Raw genomic sequence first — 18,341 nt, 5'->3', positions numbered from 1 at the left:
CGTTCACGGCTTGGACGGTTCGGGCACCGCGCGGCTGCGCGCACCCGCTTCCGGCAGGTCGAGTGCGGTGACGAGACGGGCCGACTTCGGCGACACGCTCACCTCCACCAGCCGGCCGGCGGCCGTGGTGGCCCGGACCTCGGTACGTCCGGCGGCAGTGCGGACGGTGAGCCGCCCGCTCGCGTCCACTCCGGCCAGCCGGTGCGGGACGGTACCCACCTGGACGGCGGCGGTCGCCAGACAGGTGGCCCCGGTGAGGGCGAGCGTCGGATGCCAGGAGGGCACCGACACGGCGCGGGCGGCCAGGACTGACGGCCCGCCCGGCAGCAGGGCCGCCACCTTGGGGAAGCACAGGGAGTCCCAGCCCAGCCGGAGCGCCACCAGCTCGCGGATGCGGGTCAGCGCCCGGAACAGCGGGGCCCCGGCCGCGAACAGCGCTGCCTCGTCGGGGATGTCCAGCTCCGTCGCGTCGACGAAGACATAGGGGTTGCCGAGCGAGACGAGCGAATAGGGGATCTCGTGCCCCCCGGTGCGCAGCGCGCTCACCGTCTCGCCCAGCAGCAGGGTGCCCGCCAGCGGGGTCGGCGCGGTGCGCCGGAAACCGACGGTGAAGGTGACGCGATCCCCGGCCGGGGTGGTGTCCAGGGGCTCGCACACCACGATGTCGTCGTTGGTGAGGACCCGTACCCGCACCCGTACGCCCGGCCGGAGCCGCGGCACCATGCCCATCTGGCTCACCGCGAGCACCGAACTCAGGATCGAGTGCCCGCAACTGCCCCCGAACTCGAACCGGGGGACGGCGCCCGGCACCACCTGGACGAAGCGGTAGGCGAGATCGCATCCGGGGTCGGCCGGCGGCGCCACCAGCGCGATCTTCAGGACATGAGCGGCCCCGCGTTCGCACAGCGCGCGGTGGACACCGGTGAGGATCCAGGAGAGCGTCTCCTCGTCCCTCGGCCAGCCGATCGGCGACGGCAGCACCAGGGTGGGGCAGGGACTGCCCTGGGCGTGGGCGATGTAGGCACGCATCACGCCACCTGCTCCCTGGGGCGCGGAACCGCGACGGGCTCGCTCTCCTGCCTCCGCCAGAGTTCGAAGACCATGAGTGACCAGACGGCGAGCGCCGAGCCGGCGTCGGGTGCGACGGCCTGCCGGCGCAGCAAGGCGGTGACCCTGCCGGGGTCCAGCGCTCCGCCGGTCCGCAGCTCCGCCGGTGCCAGCACCTCCTGTGCGTGGGCGAACAGCGCGCTGCCCGGGGCGAGCATCGCCGTGATGGGCAGGGTGAAGGGCTGTTTGGGCCGGTTCCGTACGGTCTCGGGCACCACGCCCCGGGCGGCGGCGTGCAGCACGCGTTTTCCCCGGCCCCGGTGCACCTTCAGGTGGGCCGGCAGCCGGCGCGCCGCCGCCACGAGGGAGCGCTGGCAGAACGGCGGCCGTACCTCGATCGCGCTGGCCATGCTCAGGTGATCGACGCGGCGCAGGTGGTACGCGGGCATCCGCAGGCCGATCTCCACCTCGGTCATGGTGGTAAGACGGTCGCCTTCCCGGCCGCGTACCCGCTCCAGCAGCTCCTCCTCGGCCGTGCGGGTCTCCCGCAGCAGATCCCGGTAGTCCGGCCGGTACAGCCGGGTACGCAGCGGGGACGGTACGGCGGCCAGGGCGCGGACGTAGCCCGTGCCCCAGTCGCCCCGGGCCGCGACCCCCTCGGTGACCCGGTCGTAGCCGCCGAACAGCTCGTCCGCCGCGTCACCGGTGAGCGCCACGGTGAAGCCCGCGTCCCGCACGGCCTCGAAGAGCGCGTAGGTGCTGACGGTGATGGGGTCGGCGTTCGGCTGCCCCAGGTGGCGCAGGACCTTCGGCAGCAGATCCGGAATGCGGGCGGGATCGAGTTCGACCTCGTGCAGCCGGACGCCCCGTTCCGTGGCCACGGCGCGCGCGTGGGCGGACTCGTCCGCGGGCCAGGAGCCCCGGTAGCGGATGTGGAAGGCGTGCAGGTCGTCCACCACCTCCGTGAGCAGCCCGGTGACGAGGGAGGAGTCGAGCCCGCCGCTGAGGACGGCGGCCACCGGGACGTCCGCCACGGCGAGCCGGTGGACCTCCGTGCGGAGCAGGTCGCGCACCGCGCCGGCGGCCCGCTCCAGCCCGGCCGCCGCCGGTCCGCTCATCCCCGGCTCGGGCGGGGGAGCGGCCGGTGCGCGGCGGTGCCACCGGATGTGGCCGTGCGGGGTGACCGTCATCGTCCGCGCGGGTTCCAGGGGCGTGATGTCCTGGTAGACGGAGCGGGTACCGAGCGGGGTCTTGGTCGTCAGGAAGGTGTCCAGCGCGTCGGGGGCCTGTCGGGCGCCCGCGCCCGAGAGATACCGCAGGGCCGCGATCTCGGAGGCGAAGGAGAGGCCACCGTGCCGGTCGCGGTGGTAGTAGAGGGGTTTGACGCCGGTGTCGTCGGTGGCGAGCACCAGCCGCGGCCCGTCCCGCAGATCCATCACGGCGATGGCGTACATGCCGTCCAGATGGTCGGCGAAGGAGGCGCCGTACCGGTGGTAGAGGGCGGGGAGCACCGCGCCGTCGCAGGGGTCGGCGATGGGGTAGCCGTCCCTGGCGAGCCGCTCGCGCACCTCCCGGTGGTTGTAGATCTCGCCGTTGAACACCACCCGGATCGGACCGAGGGTGTAGGGCTGCGCCCCGTGCCGGGGAGCCATCACCGCCAGCCGGGTGGCCCCCAGGGCCCAGCCGGGGCCGTGGTCGAGGAAGCGCCCGTCCGGCCCGCCGTGGTGCAGAAGGGCACCCGTGTGCGCCAGGCGCGTCGGTGGTACGTCACGGTTGATGTATCCATAGACGCGGCACATGTTCACCTTCGCATGTCTCGGGTGGGGGTGGCATGACGCGGCCGGCGGGCGGTCCGGTGCGGCGCGGGGGGCCTGTCAGCCGGGTCCGCGGAAGGTCCTCAGCCCCTTGACCACCTGTGCCCGCCACTCGTGCAGGTCCTGCTCCGTGACCGGCCCGGCGGGGTTGCGGAGGGTGGCGTCGCTCGGCAGCGCGGCCCGTTCGGCCCCGGTCTGCCGGTAGCGCTCGCGATGGATCATCAGGTCGGAACGGAGCCGTGGCCGGGCGGCCGGTGTCGTCGCGGCCCACCCGATGCACACGCCGAACAGGGGGGTGACGGCGGGAGGCAGCGCGAACACCTCCGCCACCCGGTCCGGTGCTCGGCGCACCGCCCCGATCATGACGGTCCCCAGCCCCAGCGAATCGGCGGCGAGCGACAGGCACATGCCCACCATCGAGGCGTCGATGGTGGCGGACAGGGCGGCGTCCGCCGACCACTGCCCGAGCGGCACCCCGTAGTTGTCGCCCTGTTCCGGCAGGGCCGCGAGGTCGCAGCAGACGAGGACGAACGCGGCGCACTGCCGTACGAAGTCCTTGCCCAGGATCTCGGCGAGTTCCTTCCTGCGGTCCTCGTCGACCAGGGTCACCAGGGAGTAGGACTGGAAGTTGAAGGAGGTCGGCGCCCGGAGGGCCGCGTCGAGCAGGGCGTCCAGTATGTGCGGCTCCAGAGGCTCTCCGGTGAAGTTCCGGACGCTCGACCGACGCCGGAGCAACTCCAGCACATCGGATGTGGGGGCGGCCTTTCGCCGCACGGAGGCGGTCAACGGCGGATCTCCCTTCTCGGTGATCGGCCGGGGCTGAAGAGTGGCCCGTGCCGGTATACGGCACGGACCACTCGACTCATCACTCGTCCGGCACCCCGTCAGGGACGTGCCCGGCGGTCCGCCGACGAGCGCGCACCACCGGTCAGGCGTTGCCGGTGAACTTGACCACGATGGTGCCCGGCCCGCTCTTGCGGCCGCGCCCGGTGGCCTCGGCGGGAGCCGCGGCGACGGCACGGGTCTCGGTGGAACCGGTGAACTTCACGACGATGGTGCCGGGGCCGGCGCTACGACGCTTCTGCATGACAGCCTCCACTTGGTGAGATCCAACCCGGCGCTTGACGACGGGTCATAACATCGGTGTCCGTCACCCGCGAGGGCGGCGGCGGACACCCCCACTGGCTAACGCCCACCCGGGCGGGTGAGCTCACCAGCGAGTTCAGGGGGCACGACGAGGTGCACGATGCCTTCCCGGTGCAGCTCGGCCACCTCCGAGAACAACGTCTCGTAGGTGTAGGCCGGCAGCCGTCCCGCGAGTTCCAGCACACTCGCCGGTTCCTCGCCGATCGAGCCGATCAGCGGTTCCTCCGCCAGGTCGAAGACCTGGCAACGCTTGTGCATGTCCCAGATGCGCTGTACGAGGACCCTCCGGGCACCCGGGGTGGTGACCTGGGTGATGGTGTCCGGGGCGTCGAGGAGGGGCAGCACGTCGTACCGGAAGGACAGCACCTCGTAGGGCTGTCGCAGAACGACCCGGTAGTTCCCGCGCACGGTCACCGCCCCGGGCGGATCGGCGTGCGGGGGCGCCTGTCCCTTGGGCGACTCGGCGATCGTGGTGATGGCGGAGCACAGCCGGCACAGGTCCACCAGATAGGGCGGCAGCCGGTGATCGACGATGAAGTCGACCACGAACGCCTCGAACCGGCGGATCTCCGCGCGCCGTTGCCACCAGCCGTGCCGGTGCTCGTCGTCGAAGCGGCGATAGAGCGCGGGGACGTCGCAGTGGGGCGCCAGATGGTCGAAGAGCAGCGCGAAGACCGAGCTGAGCCGGTCGAACCGCTCGCGCCGGACCGTTTCCGCCACCTTGGTGAGATCGGCCAGCTCGATCTGCTCGATGAGCCCGCGCTCCTCCGTCGTGAGCCCCCGCCCGTCGAGTACGGCAGTCAGCTCGCCGCCGTCGCAGCGGCGGCGGACGTCACTGTCCCGTACGTACTCCGCGAGGAAGCTCTGCACTTCGCGCAGGCTCATGACGCCACCGCCACTTCGGTGTCGGCCCCGAGCAGCTCGCGCGCCCAGTCCAGGGCGTCACGCAGTTCCTCCGGCCGGGCGTGGGACGGGGTGCCCGCGTCCTCGATCTCGAAGATCACCGAGACCGGCCTGAACGAGGGCTCCCGGAAGAGCTGTTCCAGGGTGCTGTTGGCCCAGCGCTGTTCCTCCCGCCGCCAGTCGAGGCCGAGCCCGGGGTCGTTCAGCTCCTCCGCCCGCCCCAGCGGGAGATGCACCTGCCACACGTGGTCCAGGGGGATCGCGGCCAGTTCCCGTTCGCGGTCCATGGAGACGAACCGCTCGGCGATGATGAAATTCGACAGGCTCAGCAGGATTCCCACATCGGCGCCGAGGGCGATGTCCCGGACCTGCTCGCAGATGGAGCGCGGGCCGATCTGGTTGTAGACCTGCGACTGGTTCTCGATGGTGAGCGGACAGCCGGGGACACCCTCGAGGTCCCGCAGATTGTCGATGAACCGCTCGGTCTGCTCGTCGGTGCCGAACGGCTGGAGAAAGGTGCCGGAGTACCGCTCACCGGTGCCCATCATGCCGACGTGTTCGCCGATGTACTGGCAGTTGGCCAGCTCGGCCATGCGCCGCAGCTTGCGGATCGTCCGCTCGTCGGGACGGTCCACACACCCGATCATGTATTCGTAGCAGTGGAGCGTGGAGGGCGGGTCGCCCAGAGAGCGGTTCACCTCCGCCACGTATTCGACGTCCGAGCCGAAATGGGTCGCCAGATACTCGATCATGTCGATCCGGCCGCCGCACTCCACCAGGGCGCGGTACAGGTCGGCGAATTTCGGGGCGCAGTGATAGAGGAAGCCTGCCCCGATCGGGTCCGGCTTGGTATGCCGCCGGGCCGGGGCTTCGATGAGATCCGTCACGCGCTTGCCTCCAGATCTGCTCAGTCGTTCACACCAGGTCGTCCGCGATGCGCCGCAGACACAACTCGTTTCCCGGCCCCATCAACGCGGTCGCCTGGGCGTCGCGGAGGTGGCGCTCCAGCTCGTACTCCACGAGGAAACCGCGGGAGCCCACCACATGCGTGAGGCTTCTGGTGAGGTCCTCGGCCACCGTGGTCGCCGCCACCTTGAGCTTGCTGGAGGCCGCGTACGCGTCGTGCGGTGCCGCCGCGATACCGCGTACCAGACGGGCGGCGTAGGCGTAGACGCTCTCCAGGGCCACCGTCGTCGCGGCCAGGCGGTGCGCACGGCTTTCGGAGAGAAGGACCGGGGCCGGCTCGGCGGCCTGCTCCCGTACCACCTGAAGGGCCCGGCCGAGCGCGGACGACGCGATGCCGAGCGCCAGCAGGGCGGGGTTCAGCGGGGTTTCGTGGTTGGCGCGCATCAGCTGCCGGGCCTCTCCCACGCCGCCGATCACGGCGGACGGCGACACCGGGACGCGGGACAGGGTGACCGTCCCGGTACTGGTGCCGCGCAGGCCCAGCATCGGGTAGATCTCCCGGCCCACCCCCGCGTGGTCCGCGTCCACCCGGACGAAGGTGGGGCCGTGGCCGTCGTCGGTGGAGGCGTTCACGAGCACGTCTATCACGGACGCGGAGTCCAGGCCGGTGCAGTACGTTTTGGTGCCCTCGACGAACAGGGCGTCCGCGCGGCCGGTGAGAGCCGTTTTCACATCCGACTTGCTCTTCGACGGGCCGGGTTCGGTCCACGCGCTGGCCGCGATCCGCTCACCGGCGGCCATCGCGGGGAGGTCCCTCTTCTGCTGGAGCTCGTCGCCGTAGCGCACGGTGCGGTGCACGACTTGGTAGTGGAACATGAGGATGGCGGCCGTGGACGCACACGCCCGTGCCGTCCGTTCCACGGCCAGGGCGGCCATGGCGTTCCCGAGGCCGAGCCCTCCGTGCGATACGGGGATCTGCACCCCGAAGGCACCGATGTCCCGCAGCGCCTTGAGCGATTCCGCCGGGGACCTGCGCTCCTGGTCCACGGAGGCCGCGTGCCGGGCCACCGTCTCCGAGCACACCCCGTCCAGGGCCTCCAGCCATCGTCTTGCGTTCTCGCCGGACCCCTCCAGGCAGGCCAGGACGAAATCTTCTCGGGTAGCGGGCAGATGCGACTCCGACGTGTACATGCGGCTCTTTCCTGACGAAGAAGGAGCGAACCCGGAATGCAGCGGGACATCTGTGCGGGCGGCGCCGTTCGGACGTGGCGGGGTCCGGGGAACCGGCTCCCGGGGAACCGCCGGCTGCTGATCCACAGTCTGCGCCAGGTCCCTTTCCGGAACCTCGCCCGCCCGCTGGAGGATGCCTTGCGATCCGCTTGCCGCCGGTCGCAAGCCTGCCGGGGCAGGCGTCCCTCCGGTCGGGAAGCACCTGGTCAGGCCGCTATCGAAGCTGCGCCGCGCGCGCGTGCAACCGGTTGCGGTCGTCCGGGTCCAGCTCGCCGAGCAGGGTCTCCTGGATGAAAACGGAGGCGAAGGAGAACACTCCGGGCCGCTGGGCGCTGGCCGTGAGCAGATGGCCGCGCACGGCGCTGTCCACGGCGGCCGCGGTGTGCTCACCCTCCTCCATGACCGCTTTGACGGTGCCGAGATCGGCCTCGGCGCCGAGGACGGCGCACACCTCCAGCACCCGTCGCGTCCGCGCGGGCAGAGCCGCCAGCCGACGGCTCAGCCGCTTGCGGAGATCCGGCGGCACTTCGGTGAGCAGCGCCCTGACCACGCCGTGGTCGTGCAGGGATTTCGTCGTTCCGAGCATCGAGAGCAGTTGGAGGAGCAGATACGGATTGCCCAGGGTGCGCCGGTGCAGCGCGCGCACCACCCGGATGTCGACGCCGGCCCCTACCTGCGCGGCGATGAGGTCCTCGGTGGCCTGCTCGGACAGTCCCTCCAGGCGCATCGTCCGGGTCCCCGGATCGCCGAGGATGTCGCTCAGCTTCCCGCTCAGGTCCTCGCCGCGGACCGGTTCCTCGTGGCTGGAGGAGTCGCTGACCGTCACCAGGACGCTCAGCCGGCTGCCGTGCAGCCGGGCTCTGAGCAGCCTGAGCAGATCCAGCGACGGACCGTCGGCGAGATGCAGATTCTCCAGTACGAGCACCAGCGGCCGTTCGGAGCTCAGGGCGGTGAGGGTGACGCACACCGCGTCCTGGAGGAGGAAGCGCGTCTGGGAGGACTGGGGTCCGGACGGTGGCTCGAGGAGCGGCGAATGGGGTGCCCCGGCATGGCACGCGGTGGCTTCGCGGAAGCTCTCGGGGCGGGAGAGTGCCAGCTGGCGGAGGATCTGGGACCACATCCAGTGGGCCGGAACGCCCTCTCCGGCATAGGACTGGGCGCAGACCACCTCCTGCCCCGTCTCCTGCAATCGGGCCACGAGTTCCGCGATGAGCTGGGTCTTGCCGACGCCCATGTCCCCGACCACCGCCGTCAGATGCCCCGCCCCGTGCAGAGCGTCGCCGGTGAGCCTCAGCAGAGCGGCCAGTTCACGCTCCCGGCCGACGAACGACCGCGCTTCCCTCGGGGGCGTCACCGTGGGCGCATCGCCCGGGGGCGCCGGGGGCCGGCCCACCGCGCTGTCCCGGGAGCCGTCGTCGCCGCTGAGGTGGCCCACAGGGTGGCCGAGGTGGGCGACGGGGGCGCCGGCCTCCGTGCCGCGGGCGTGCGGTGGCACGGTCAGCTCATGGCGGAGGATACGCGTGTGCACGCGCTGGAGTTCGGCGCCGACGTCCACTCCGAGCTCCTCGGCCAGGCACGCGCGGGTGCGCTCGTAGAGCTGAAGCGCCTCGGCCTGCCTGCCCAGTTCGTACAGCGCGGTCATCAGATGGCCGATCAGGCGTTCACGCATCGGGTGGTGGCGGGCCTCCGGGCCGAGTCTGGCCACCACCGCGTCCGGCTGCCCCAGGGCCAGACACACCTCCGCGTACGACTCGACCGCCGTCAGCCGCCGTTGCTCCAGCCGGGAGCTTTCCTCGGCGAGCGGTGCGTAGGAGGTCAGGCCCAGGAAGGGGCTGCCTCGCCACAGCCCCAGCGCGGCCGTGAGCAGATCGTAGGCCGACCGGAGGAGTTCCGCGTCCGCGCACCGCCGGGCCTGCGCGACCAGGTCCTCGAAGCGACGGGCGTCGACCTGCTCGGGGTCCAGCGCCAGGACGTAGCCGGGCGCCTGAAAGCGCAGCAGCCGGGCACCCTCCGCAGCGGAGTCCGGGGCGAGTGAGCGGCGTAAGTGGGAGACATAGGTCTGGAGGGTGGCGGCGGGCCGCCGCGGCGGGGCCCCGCTCCACAGCTCCTCCGCCAGCTGGTCGGTGGGGACCACATGTCCGAGCCGGATGAGCAGCAGGCCCAGCAGCGCCCGGTGCCTCGGCGGTCCGAGCGGGGTTTCCCGGCCCCCGCGGCGCCGGGTCATGGGGCCCAATACCTGCAACTCAAGTGCCTGGCGCGTGTCGGCGCCTGGTCCCTCCTGGGCACACTCGCTCGCTATCCGGGTCTGCCGCGAACTTCGCATGGTGTGTCCCTCCTGCGCATTGCGTTCTTCGCGCTCACTTATCCAGCGGGTATGGGATGTGGTCATGGAAACCCCCCGGAGCCATGTGATGAACCGCACAATGCACAGACCGCCGCAGGCGTACGGAAAGGAGCGATGTGTATGGCGCACGGAAATGTCACTCGGCCATGCGCGTGGCTCCGAAAAAGTGCCCGTGCGGAATTCCGGGCGAACGCCATCCCCCGTTGATGCAGCGATCAGATCGGCCGCGGACCGGGTGTCAGATGCTGGGTGTCCTGGAGAAGCTCACCGGGCCGGGCGGCGGGGCGAGCGGTCTTGCGCCGCGCTCCGGCGTCCCGGACACAGGCCCATGGCCGTGCCGGAGGGCGGAGCCGCCGCAGGGAGCGGTACGCGAGTGATGGGCGCTGCGATGTGCACAGGAGCAAGGCAGTACGTACAGAGAAGGTCACCCCTTTGTATCGCGCCCAGGACGACCGAACCAAGGGTGGACGCCTGCCGGTTCCGAGCGAATTCAAGGACTGAGCTTCCGACCAGTATTTGCGCCGGGACACCATGTGTAAAGGGTGGCCTCAGTGAGTGTGAGAACCCCTAGTCTTCGTGTCTTCCCTGTCGGTCCGTTGTCGTGTAGGAAGCGGTCCGGGCGATCAGGACCGCGCTGACGGACTGCGCCCTGGGGAGCGGAGAAACCGCAGGTCGGATCGGACTGCCCGCGCGGCACCGCCCGGCCGGGCCGGGCCGGGGGACGGCGTCGGTGCCGCACCGCGCTGTCCGGAATCGTGCCGCTTCGGCCCGCAGGCGGTCTGGCGGCACCGGCGGGCCCCTGGGATCATGCCCCGGCGCAGCCAGGCGCGGTGTGTGGCCGGTCGGTTTTGTCCGGTGATCAGGGTCCGGTCGGTGGTTTCGCACACCGGCACAATTGGGGACGTCCCCCGCCACGTCTGGGGCCTGTCGGCGCCGCTGCTCATCCAGTTCAATGGCTCTGGAGGGCAGCACTCGGTGCCCGGGGGCAGGGGGGAGAGGCAGTTGAGCAGTTCAGGTGACGGTACGCCGCCGAACCGGCGGATCGGGGAAATCGCGGCGATGGTCTCGGCGGTCACCGCTGTCATCGGTCTGCTGCTGGCGGTGTTCGGGGTTCCGTTCGTCGGCGGCTCCTCAGCCCACCGGACCATCGCGGGCGGTGCCGAGACCGCTCCCGCCTCGTCCACGCCGGCTCCGACCGAGACGCACACCCCCGGCTCCCCGGCCGCGACCATCGAGCCCAGCACCGCACCCTCGGCGTCGTCCCAGCCTTCGGCGTCGTCCCAGCCCTCCCCGTCGGCCGTACCGAAGGGCTGGCATCGTGTCAGTGAGCCCGACCTCACGGTCGCCTTCGCCCTGCCGGACGGCTGGATCCAGAGGATGAAAAACGACATCCAGAGCAACTGGAAGTCTCCGGATGATGCTCATGACATGAGCGTCAAACGGGATACATCGTACGGTTCGACCGCCGTGGAAGCCTCCGCCGGACAGCTCGCCTGGTACCGCGACACCAGCAAGTCGTCAATGGCCGACCTTGAGGTCGTCACCCACCCCACCCAGCAGAACGGACAAAGCGCGCTCTGGCTGGAGATCGACTACCACTGGGTGCGCCAGCGGGAACCCCGCAAGCGCGTCGAACTCTTCGTCGCGGGCCAGGCGGGCCACGTCTACCAGCTGCTTTTCGACACCGCCGCCAGCTCCGAGAAGCTCGCCAGACAGCGGCAGATGTTCGCTACCGCCCGCGCCCACCTGCTGATCGACTGGAGCGCGCCATCCTAGTGTCGCGAGTACCGACGTCGGGTCGTATGGTCGCGGCTTCACCGTCGATGTGGTGTGGAGGTACGGGTGTGAACGGGTTACGGGTCTCGCCGTGGAAGCGGTACGGACATGACCGTCTGTATGTCAATCTCCCGGACGGCGAGAAGGTCGCCTGGTACGACTGCGGCACCGGGAAGTTGAACGTCCTGGTCGAGGACTACCGGGATGCCGTTCTGGAGGTTCTGGCGCCGTACCTGGCCGGCACGTCGTCGGCGGCGGCCGCCGCCTCTGCTGCGGCGGCTGACGACGACGGCCGGGGTTCTCTGCGCCCGGAGGACGATCTGGCGGCTCACCGGCCGGGCACCGCCGTGCGTGCGAAGCTCGATGAGCTTGCCCCGGGCATCGTGGCTCGTCTGGTGGCGCTGATGTTGGGACGGCGGTCCGAGGCGTACGGCTGGCGGAAGGGCCTGACGGGGGAGCGAAGGGTGGGCGCTGAGCTGGAACGGCTCACCCGCAAGGGCTGGCGGGTGCTTCATTCGATACCGCTGCCGCGGGGTGTGGATATCGATCATCTGCTGATAGGCCCGGGTGGCGTCTTCAGCGTGAACACGAAGTACCACCGCGGCGCCCGCGTCTGGGTGGGCGACGACTCCGTGAAGATCGGCGGCCAGTCATACCCGTACGTACGCAAGAGCCGCGCCGAAGCCAGGCGTGCGTCCATGGCCCTCAGCCGAGCGTGCGGCTTCGCCGTCGATGTGCGCCCTGTGCTCGCTTTCGTCGACACCGACACGATCACGGTGACGCCCTCCTTGCGGGATGTGCGTGTCGTCCGGGACAGGGAGTTCTCGTCGTTCACACGCCTGGAGGGGGCGTTGACGCCGAGGGAGATGGAGCCGATCTACGGCGCGGCGCGGAACCGCCGAACCTGGTTGAACGCCTGACGCCGCGACTTTCGACGTGTTGAGGAAAGGGCTGTCCCCCGTGAGAGCTACGTGCGGGTGTCCACTGTGAGGTGACGATTCCTGATCACCGTTTCCCTAGCGTTCAGTTCAGCCGCGGCGCTCCGGCCGCGGAACGGACGAGGAACCGGAAACGGACCGAAGAGAGAGTCGTCATGAAACTGGTGTGGCAGATCCTGGCCGTGGTCGCGGTCGGTGCGGTCGGTGGGCAGAGCGTGACCGCGGTGCGCGACAACCCGTGGTTGTCGCTCCTTCTGGGGGGACTGACGGTCGTGCTCTCAGTGTTCGTCTACCGGTGGGTCGTGGGGCGCACCGAGCGGCGACCGGTCACGGAGCTGGCCCGGGAGGGGGCGCGGGGGGCGCTGTTTCGGGGCCTGGTCATCGGCGTCGCGATGTTCGGGTGCGTCATCGCGAACATCGCCTTCCTCGGGGACTACCACGTCCACGGTTTCGGCTCGCTGACCGGGGCGATCGGGCTGGTCGGCTTCATGGCCGGCGCCGCCGTCACGGAGGAACTGATGTTCCGCGGGCTGCTCTTCCGGCTCGTGGAGCGAGGTCTGGGCACGTACATCGCGCTGGTGCTGTCCGGTGTGGTGTTCGGCGCGGCCCATCTGCTCAACAAGGACGCCACCCTGCTGGGCGGTATCGCCGTCGCGATCGAGGCCGGTGGCATGCTCGCCGCCGCGTACGTCGCCACGCGCTCCCTGTGGCTGCCGATCGGCGTGCACTTCGGCTGGAACTTCGCGGAATCCGGCATCTTCGGCACCGAGGTCTCGGGCAACGGTGCCACGCACGGGCTGATGGACGCCTCGACGTCGGGTGCCGAGCTGATCACGGGCGGCGAGTTCGGCCCGGAGGCCAGTGTGTATTCGATGCTGTTCGGTGCGCTGCTGACCATCGCCTTCCTGTGGCTGGGCCGCCGGCGCGGCACCATCGTCCCCCGGCGGCGGGCCGAGCGCGTCAACGCCCCCGCTACACTCGCGCGGTGATCAGCGCTCAGAGGGCCGGCCAGATGTGGCGCCGGCTCGACGTCACCGTCCGCGACCTTCCGCTCGGAATACTGTTCCTGGTCGCGTCGTTCCTGCCGGGACTGCGCGGCCACGGGACGGAGGTCGGGGACCTGCCGACCCGCCCCTTCGACGCACTCGCCGTCGTGGCCCTCGCCCTCGAATGCCTTCCGCTCGCGGTGCGCCGGCGGTGGCCGGTCGTCTGTCTCGCCCTGGTGACGTGCGGCTTCGCCCTCGACCAGCTGCGCGGCTACCACTCGGTCGCCGGCACCGCACTGCCCCTCGCGCTGATCAGCGCCGGGTCCCATCTGGCACACCGCCGGCGCACCACCGTGGTCCTGCTCACCGTGGCGTACGTGCCGCTGGCGGTCGCGCTCTCCCGGCTGGGTTCGGGCGGCGAGCCGCCGGAGGGGTTCGTGACGTTCTATCTGGTGCTGGCCCTGGCCTGGGGAGCCGGGGCGTGGCTGCGTTCCACCCGGATCGCGGAGGCCGAACGCCGCGAGCGCGTCGCCGCGGAGACCCGTACCGCCGAACGCACCCAGATCGCCCGCGAACTGCACGACGTGGTGACCCACCACGTGACCGCCATGGTCGTACAGGCCGAGGCCGCCCGCTACCTGACCGCCGCGCCCGAGCGGCTCGAGCAGTCGCTGACCGCCGTCAGCGACACCGGCCGCCGCGCCATCACCGACCTGCGCCACCTGCTCGACCTGCTCAACCCCGACCACGGTACCGGCGACCCCGGCACCGGCGCCGGGGCGGCGGACGCCAAGGAGCCCAGGACACCGGCCGTCGGCAGGGTGCTCACCCTCGTGGAGCAGACCCGCCGGGCCGGACAGCCGGTGGACTTCACCGAAGAGGGCACGCCACCGGCATCGACCGGCAGCGCCGACCTCGTCGCCTACCGGGTGGTGCAGGAGGCACTGACCAACGCGCTCAAGTACGCTCACGGCAGCCGGACTTCCGTCCAGGTACGGCACGGCGAAAGGGAGATCACCGTGGAGGTCAGCACGGACGGAACCGGCTCACCCAGCGCCGCCGCCGTCGGCAGCGGACGGGGCCTGACCGGCCTGCGCGAACGCATCGACGTCCTGGGCGGCGACTTCCAAGCCGGCAGCAGCACGGACGGCGGCTTCACCGTACGGGCCCGCATCCCCGCCGGCAGCACCTCGTGAGCGCACCGATCCGGGTCCTGGTCTGCGACGACCAGATGTTGGTCCGCACCGGCCTGGTCACCATCATCGACGCCCAGCCCGACATGGAGGTGGCGGGCGAATGCGGAGACGGTCGGACCGGAGTCGAACTCGCCCGCGAGGTACGGCCCGACGTCGTCGTGATGGACATCCGCATGCCGGTCCTCGACGGCCTCGAAGCCACCCGTCTGCTGGCCGGCGCCGGAGTGCCCCACCCCGTCAAAGTCCTCGTGGTGACCACGTTCAACCTGGACGAATACGTCTACGAGGCACTGCGCGCCGGCGCCAGCGGCTTCCTCCTCAAGGACGCACCCCCGGACCGGCTGCTCCACGGCATCCGGACCGTGGCCACCGGCGCGGCCCTCCTCGACCCCGACGTGACACGCCAGCTCGTCGGCCGCTACGCCGCCCGCATCCGCCCCACCGAGAAGACCCCCCGCGACATCCCGCTCACCCCCCGCGAACTGGAAGTCCTCCGCCTCATCGCGGACGGCCTCTCCAACAGCGAGATCGCCGCGGCGCTTGTCATCAGCCAGGAGACCGTCAAGACCTTCGTCTCCCGCATCCTCACCAAACTCCAGCTCCGCGACCGCGTCCAGGCCGTCGTCTACGCCTACCGCCACGGCCTGGCAACCTGACGCCCGCCGTGCGGGCGGCGGCATCACGCTCGGGGTGCCGGTCGTCAGCCGCCAGGACGATGGCGCTCGATGTCATGCGCGAGGCCGTCGGCGAGTTCTTCCGCGGTGAGGGTCTCCGGGTAGTGGGTCACGTAATCACCGCCGGGGTTCATGAGGAAGGTGAACGACGTATGCGGCACGGTGTAGTCGTCGAGTTCGTTCGCCCGCCTGGCGAAGACGTGATAGGCACGCTTCGCCGCTTCGATCTCCTCCGCGGTGCCGGTCAGCCCGGTGTAGCGGGGGTATCGGTCGCGCAGGTACGCGGCCAGCACCTCAGGTGAGTCGCGGTCGGGATCGACCGTGATGTAGAGCGCCCGGATCTCGTCGGCAGCAGGCCCCAGCAGGTCCAGTGCGCGGCTGTTGCGGCTCAGCACCGCGGGGCAGATCTGTCCGCAGTGGGTGAAGCCGAAGAAGACGAGCATGAACCGGCCGTGGTAGGTGCCGGATGTCACGCGCGCGCCCCAGCTTCACCGCATCGTGGCCGATGAGGCGGCCCGCGAATCCGAGCGGCTCGACTACCTCTTCGAGCGGTATATCCAGCCCTTCATGGAGAACGTCGAGCCGAGCATCGAGCGACTCGTCGCCAAGGGGGTCATGCCGCCGGTGCCCATGCATCTGCTCTACTTCGCGGTGATGGGACCCACCAGTGGGCTGATCCAGCAGCCGCTCGCCCGCAGGTTCGGCCGCCCGGAACCGTCGTCGGACGAGGATGACCTCCACTGCGGCCAGGTACTGGCCGGACTGGTCCTCACCGGCATCATGCGAAGGCCGGCGGCGTAGCCCGCATCCGCCGAGTCCAGCCGCCGGCCGGCCCGCCGGGTGAGTCGGGACCCGCGGTACGGGCGCCTGGGTACGGCGCTATTCCGGTCTGCACGCGCGAATGATGGACGCGATGACGTCGTCGAGTCCGCGCTCGTCCGTCTCGGGCAGCGGTGCGCCGCTCACCGCCAGGCCGACGTACCCGTATATCGGCGCGAACACCGTCAGGGCGACACGGTCCACCGGCCCCTCGCGCACCTCGCCTTGACGCTGCCCGGTGCTGACCAGTTCCAGGCCCTGCTCGGCCCATCGGTGTGCGGCCGCTTCCAGCGCCTCTGACGCCTCCGGGCTGTGCTTGGCCGAGAACATCAAGTCGAGCAGCGCGGCGTTCGCCAGGGAAAAGCCCACATATGTCCGGGCCATGGCGGTCAGGCGCTCGCCGAAGGTCCGGCCCGCGCCCTCCTGGGACGCCTCGAGGGCCTCGTTGAGCCGTTCGAAGCCGTCCAGGGCCAGGGCGTCCAGCAGCGCCTGCTTGCTCTTGAAGTGGCGGCTGGGTGCTGCGGGGCTCACGCCGAGGTCGCGGGCCAGTTCTCGGAGTGAGAGTGCGCCCGATCCCCGCTCACGCAGTGCTTGCTCGGCCCGTTCGAGCAGGGCGGCGCGAAGGTCTCCGTGGTGGTAAGGCCGCTTCTTCATGGAGACAGCCTAATCTGAGCGCCGCCCACATTGTGAACGTTGCATACATTGTGATCGTCGCATACATTGAGCGGCACCTCACGAACATGACCCCAGGAGGAGCGCATGCCGCGCAAAACCATCGACATCACCGTGCCCGACCTCACCGGGCGGCGCGCGCTCGTCACCGGGGCCAGCGACGGCATCGGCCTCGGACTCGCCACGCGGCTCGCCGCGGCCGGGGCCGAGGTACTCCTGCCCGTACGGAATCGGCGCAAGGGCGAAGCGGCGGTCGCGAGCATCGTGCAGGCAGTTCCCGGCGCCGACGTGTCGCTCCACGCCCTCGACCTGTCCTCACTCGCCTCGGTCGCGGCCCTCGGCGACACGCTGCGCGAGGAAGGCCGCCCCATCCACATCCTCATCAACAACGCCGGGGTGATGACCCCGCCCGACCGCCAGACGACCACCGACGGGTTCGAGCTTCAGTTCGGCACCAACCACCTCGGCCACTTCGCCCTGGTGGCCCATCTGCTTCCGCTGCTGCGCGCCGGCCAGGCCCGCGTGACCTCGCAGATCAGCATCGCCGCGAACCGCAACGACATCAACTGGGAGGACCTGAACTGGGAACGCTCCTATGACGGTATGAAGGCGTACAGCCAGTCGAAGATCGCCTTGGGGCTCTTCGGCCTCGAACTCGACCGGCTCAGCCAGGCGCACGGCTGGGGCATCACGAGCAACCTCGCCCACCCCGGGGTCGCTCCGACCAGCCTGCTCGCCGCGCGCCCCGAAGTCGGCCGCGACACGGAAACCGGAGGCAGGAAGCTCATCAGCGCCCTGTCCGCCCGTGGCATCCTCCTCGGGACCGTCGAGACCGCGAAGCTCCCCGCCCTCTACGCCGCGACGGCCGCCGAAGCCCAGTCCGGCCACCTCTACGGGCCGAGCGGCCTCGGGCACCTCGGAGGCCCGCCCGCCGACCAGAAGCTCTACTCCCGCCTGCGCGGCACCGAGGAGGCCCAGCGCATCTGGCGGATCTCCGAAGAACTGACGAAGGTGTCGTTCCCCGCCACCTGAGGCGCGCGGCGCCCTGCACGCTCCGGTCCGCGTTCACCCCTGCCCGCCGGCCGCCCTCGCGGCGAGGTAGCGGGCCGGAACCTCCCCGCCCCCGTGCACCGCGAGGTCGGCGCCGGTGATGTATCCGGCCAGGTCGCTCGCGAGGAACAGACAGGCGCGGGCGACATCCCAGGGGTGGGCCATCCGCTCCATCGGGATGACGCCGGCCACCGAGGCGCCGCCGTCCGTGCCGTAGCCGGCGGCCGCGCTCTCGGTGCGGATCAGCCCGGTGGTGATGTGGTTGACGCGTACCTGGGGCGCCCACTCCAGGGCGAGCGCCTTGGTGAGGGCCAGCAGCCCGGCCTTGGCGGCCGTGTAGGCGGCGGTGCCCGGCTGCGGGTCGTGGGCGGAGACACTGCCGATGTTGACGACCGAGCCGCCGCCCGGCCGGGTCCGCATGGCGCGGTGGGCCGCCTGCGCCACGTAGAACGGCGCGAGCAGGTTGAGCGCGACGACCTTCTCCACCAAGCGGGGGGAGGCGGTCGCCGCGTCGGCGTCCGGGGAGCCGCCCGCGTTGTTGACGAGCACGTCCAGGCGGCCGAAACGCTCCACCGCGCTGTCGACGAGCCCCGCCGCCGCCACGGGATCGCGTACGTCGGCGGGGACGAGGACCGCCTCCCTGCCCCGGGCCGCCGGCAGCGTCTTCGGGGCGTTGCGGCCGCAGACGACGACATCGGCTCCGGCGCCGAGGAACGCCTCCGCGATGGCGGCGCCGATGCCCTTGGTGCCGCCGGTGACGAGCACCACGCGCCCGGTGAAGTCCAGTGGGGTGCCGTTGTCCATGTCTTCCGGTCTCTCTCGTTCGTCGGGGCGTTCAGC

The 18,341-nt window shown here is 70.9% G+C and carries 18 protein-coding genes; 7 read left to right on the top strand and 11 right to left on the bottom strand.

What is annotated here, in order from left to right; translation table 11 throughout:
- Positions 1-3: 3 nt before the first annotated feature.
- The 8 genes from N6H00_RS08000 to N6H00_RS07965 all read right to left on the bottom strand — a co-directional run bounded on the left by N6H00_RS08000 (position 4) and on the right by N6H00_RS07965 (position 9,270).
- Positions 4-1,029 (bottom strand): hypothetical protein, encoded by a 1,026-nt coding sequence (locus N6H00_RS08000; protein ID WP_268970892.1) that lies wholly within the window; start codon positions 1,027-1,029, stop codon positions 4-6.
- On the bottom strand, positions 1,029-2,846 hold the full coding sequence (asnB, locus tag N6H00_RS07995; RefSeq protein ID WP_268970891.1) for an asparagine synthase (glutamine-hydrolyzing): 1,818 nt from the start codon (positions 2,844-2,846) through the stop codon (positions 1,029-1,031). Before asnB ends, N6H00_RS08000 begins: the two co-directional genes overlap by 1 nt.
- Before the next feature lie 75 nt (positions 2,847-2,921).
- Entirely contained in the window at positions 2,922-3,647 is a 726-nt protein-coding gene (locus N6H00_RS07990; protein WP_268970890.1) for a nitroreductase family protein, read from the bottom strand.
- A gap of 142 nt (positions 3,648-3,789) precedes the next feature.
- Positions 3,790-3,948, bottom strand: coding sequence for a hypothetical protein (locus tag N6H00_RS07985; protein ID WP_268970889.1), 159 nt, complete (start codon positions 3,946-3,948; stop codon positions 3,790-3,792).
- A 98-nt stretch (positions 3,949-4,046) separates the two neighbouring features.
- Positions 4,047-4,892, bottom strand: a complete 846-nt coding sequence (locus N6H00_RS07980; protein WP_268970888.1) for a hypothetical protein — start codon at positions 4,890-4,892, stop codon at positions 4,047-4,049.
- A complete protein-coding gene (locus N6H00_RS07975) occupies positions 4,889-5,797 on the bottom strand; it encodes a multinuclear nonheme iron-dependent oxidase (protein WP_268970887.1) in 909 nt (302 codons plus the stop codon). The genes N6H00_RS07980 and N6H00_RS07975 overlap by 4 nt, the downstream gene beginning before the upstream one ends.
- A 28-nt stretch (positions 5,798-5,825) precedes the next feature.
- A complete protein-coding gene (locus tag N6H00_RS07970) occupies positions 5,826-7,007 on the bottom strand; it encodes an acyl-CoA dehydrogenase family protein (protein WP_268970886.1) in 1,182 nt (393 codons plus the stop codon).
- Positions 7,008-7,260: 253 nt separating this feature from the next.
- Positions 7,261-9,270, bottom strand: a complete 2,010-nt coding sequence (locus N6H00_RS07965) for a BTAD domain-containing putative transcriptional regulator (RefSeq protein WP_268970885.1) — start codon at positions 9,268-9,270, stop codon at positions 7,261-7,263.
- Positions 9,271-10,392: 1,122 nt separating this feature from the next.
- Here N6H00_RS07965 and N6H00_RS07960 point away from each other — a divergent pair.
- The 5 genes from N6H00_RS07960 (at position 10,393) to N6H00_RS07940 (ending at position 14,942) form a co-directional block, all read left to right on the top strand.
- Complete coding sequence (locus N6H00_RS07960; RefSeq protein ID WP_268970884.1) at positions 10,393-11,166, top strand: hypothetical protein; 774 nt, start codon at positions 10,393-10,395, stop codon at positions 11,164-11,166.
- A gap of 176 nt (positions 11,167-11,342) precedes the next feature.
- Complete coding sequence (locus N6H00_RS07955) at positions 11,343-12,086, top strand: nuclease-related domain-containing protein (protein WP_268970883.1); 744 nt, start codon at positions 11,343-11,345, stop codon at positions 12,084-12,086.
- 173 nt (positions 12,087-12,259) lie between these two features.
- Positions 12,260-13,093, top strand: coding sequence for a CPBP family intramembrane glutamic endopeptidase (locus N6H00_RS07950; RefSeq protein WP_268970882.1), 834 nt, complete (start codon positions 12,260-12,262; stop codon positions 13,091-13,093).
- The gene (locus tag N6H00_RS07945; protein ID WP_268970881.1) at positions 13,090-14,286 is read left to right on the top strand and encodes a sensor histidine kinase; all 1,197 of its coding nucleotides are present in this window, start codon (positions 13,090-13,092) and stop codon (positions 14,284-14,286) included. Before N6H00_RS07950 ends, N6H00_RS07945 begins: the two co-directional genes overlap by 4 nt.
- Entirely contained in the window at positions 14,283-14,942 is a 660-nt protein-coding gene (locus N6H00_RS07940) for a response regulator (protein ID WP_268970880.1), read from the top strand. The genes N6H00_RS07945 and N6H00_RS07940 overlap by 4 nt, the downstream gene beginning before the upstream one ends.
- Positions 14,943-14,986: 44 nt before the next feature.
- On the opposite strand, the gene N6H00_RS07935 is transcribed toward N6H00_RS07940, so the two are convergent.
- The gene (locus tag N6H00_RS07935) at positions 14,987-15,433 is read right to left on the bottom strand and encodes an SCO family protein (RefSeq protein ID WP_268970879.1); all 447 of its coding nucleotides are present in this window, start codon (positions 15,431-15,433) and stop codon (positions 14,987-14,989) included.
- 25 nt (positions 15,434-15,458) lie between these two features.
- Here N6H00_RS07935 and N6H00_RS07930 point away from each other — a divergent pair, with 25 nt between their 5' ends.
- Positions 15,459-15,761: a hypothetical protein gene (locus N6H00_RS07930; protein WP_268970878.1), complete on the top strand. Its 303-nt coding sequence runs from the start codon at positions 15,459-15,461 to the stop codon at positions 15,759-15,761.
- A gap of 78 nt (positions 15,762-15,839) precedes the next feature.
- Here the strand turns inward: N6H00_RS07930 and N6H00_RS07925 are convergent, their stop codons facing one another.
- Positions 15,840-16,433, bottom strand: a complete 594-nt coding sequence (locus tag N6H00_RS07925) for a TetR/AcrR family transcriptional regulator (protein WP_268970876.1) — start codon at positions 16,431-16,433, stop codon at positions 15,840-15,842.
- A 105-nt stretch (positions 16,434-16,538) separates the two neighbouring features.
- Between N6H00_RS07925 and N6H00_RS07920 the strand changes: the two genes are divergently transcribed.
- Positions 16,539-17,483, top strand: coding sequence for an SDR family oxidoreductase (locus tag N6H00_RS07920; RefSeq protein ID WP_268970875.1), 945 nt, complete (start codon positions 16,539-16,541; stop codon positions 17,481-17,483).
- A 33-nt stretch (positions 17,484-17,516) separates the two neighbouring features.
- Here N6H00_RS07920 and N6H00_RS07915 read toward each other — a convergent pair whose 3' ends face one another.
- Entirely contained in the window at positions 17,517-18,305 is a 789-nt protein-coding gene (locus N6H00_RS07915) for an SDR family oxidoreductase (protein ID WP_268970874.1), read from the bottom strand.
- Positions 18,306-18,341 lie beyond the last annotated feature (36 nt).

This window comes from Streptomyces sp. S465 (assembly GCF_026898115.1).
GTDB classification, from domain to species: Bacteria; Actinomycetota; Actinomycetes; order Streptomycetales; family Streptomycetaceae; genus Streptomyces; species Streptomyces luomodiensis.
Note: the sequence above shows the minus strand (reverse complement) of the source record. Positions and strands in the feature narration are given on the sequence as shown.

Coding starts and splice junctions, on each gene's coding strand:
- N6H00_RS07950 (WP_268970882.1), top strand. CDS start 12,260: ATGAAACTGGTGTGGCAGATCCTGGCCGTGGTCGCGGTCGGTGCGGTC.
- N6H00_RS07925 (WP_268970876.1), bottom strand. CDS start 16,433: ATGAAGAAGCGGCCTTACCACCACGGAGACCTTCGCGCCGCCCTGCTC.
- N6H00_RS07970 (WP_268970886.1), bottom strand. CDS start 7,007: ATGTACACGTCGGAGTCGCATCTGCCCGCTACCCGAGAAGATTTCGTC.
- N6H00_RS07920 (WP_268970875.1), top strand. CDS start 16,539: ATGCCGCGCAAAACCATCGACATCACCGTGCCCGACCTCACCGGGCGG.
- N6H00_RS07915 (WP_268970874.1), bottom strand. CDS start 18,305: ATGGACAACGGCACCCCACTGGACTTCACCGGGCGCGTGGTGCTCGTC.
- N6H00_RS07985 (WP_268970889.1), bottom strand. CDS start 3,948: ATGCAGAAGCGTCGTAGCGCCGGCCCCGGCACCATCGTCGTGAAGTTC.
- N6H00_RS08000 (WP_268970892.1), bottom strand. CDS start 1,029: ATGCGTGCCTACATCGCCCACGCCCAGGGCAGTCCCTGCCCCACCCTG.
- asnB (WP_268970891.1), bottom strand. CDS start 2,846: ATGTGCCGCGTCTATGGATACATCAACCGTGACGTACCACCGACGCGC.
- N6H00_RS07965 (WP_268970885.1), bottom strand. CDS start 9,270: ATGACCCGGCGCCGCGGGGGCCGGGAAACCCCGCTCGGACCGCCGAGG.
- N6H00_RS07980 (WP_268970888.1), bottom strand. CDS start 4,892: ATGAGCCTGCGCGAAGTGCAGAGCTTCCTCGCGGAGTACGTACGGGAC.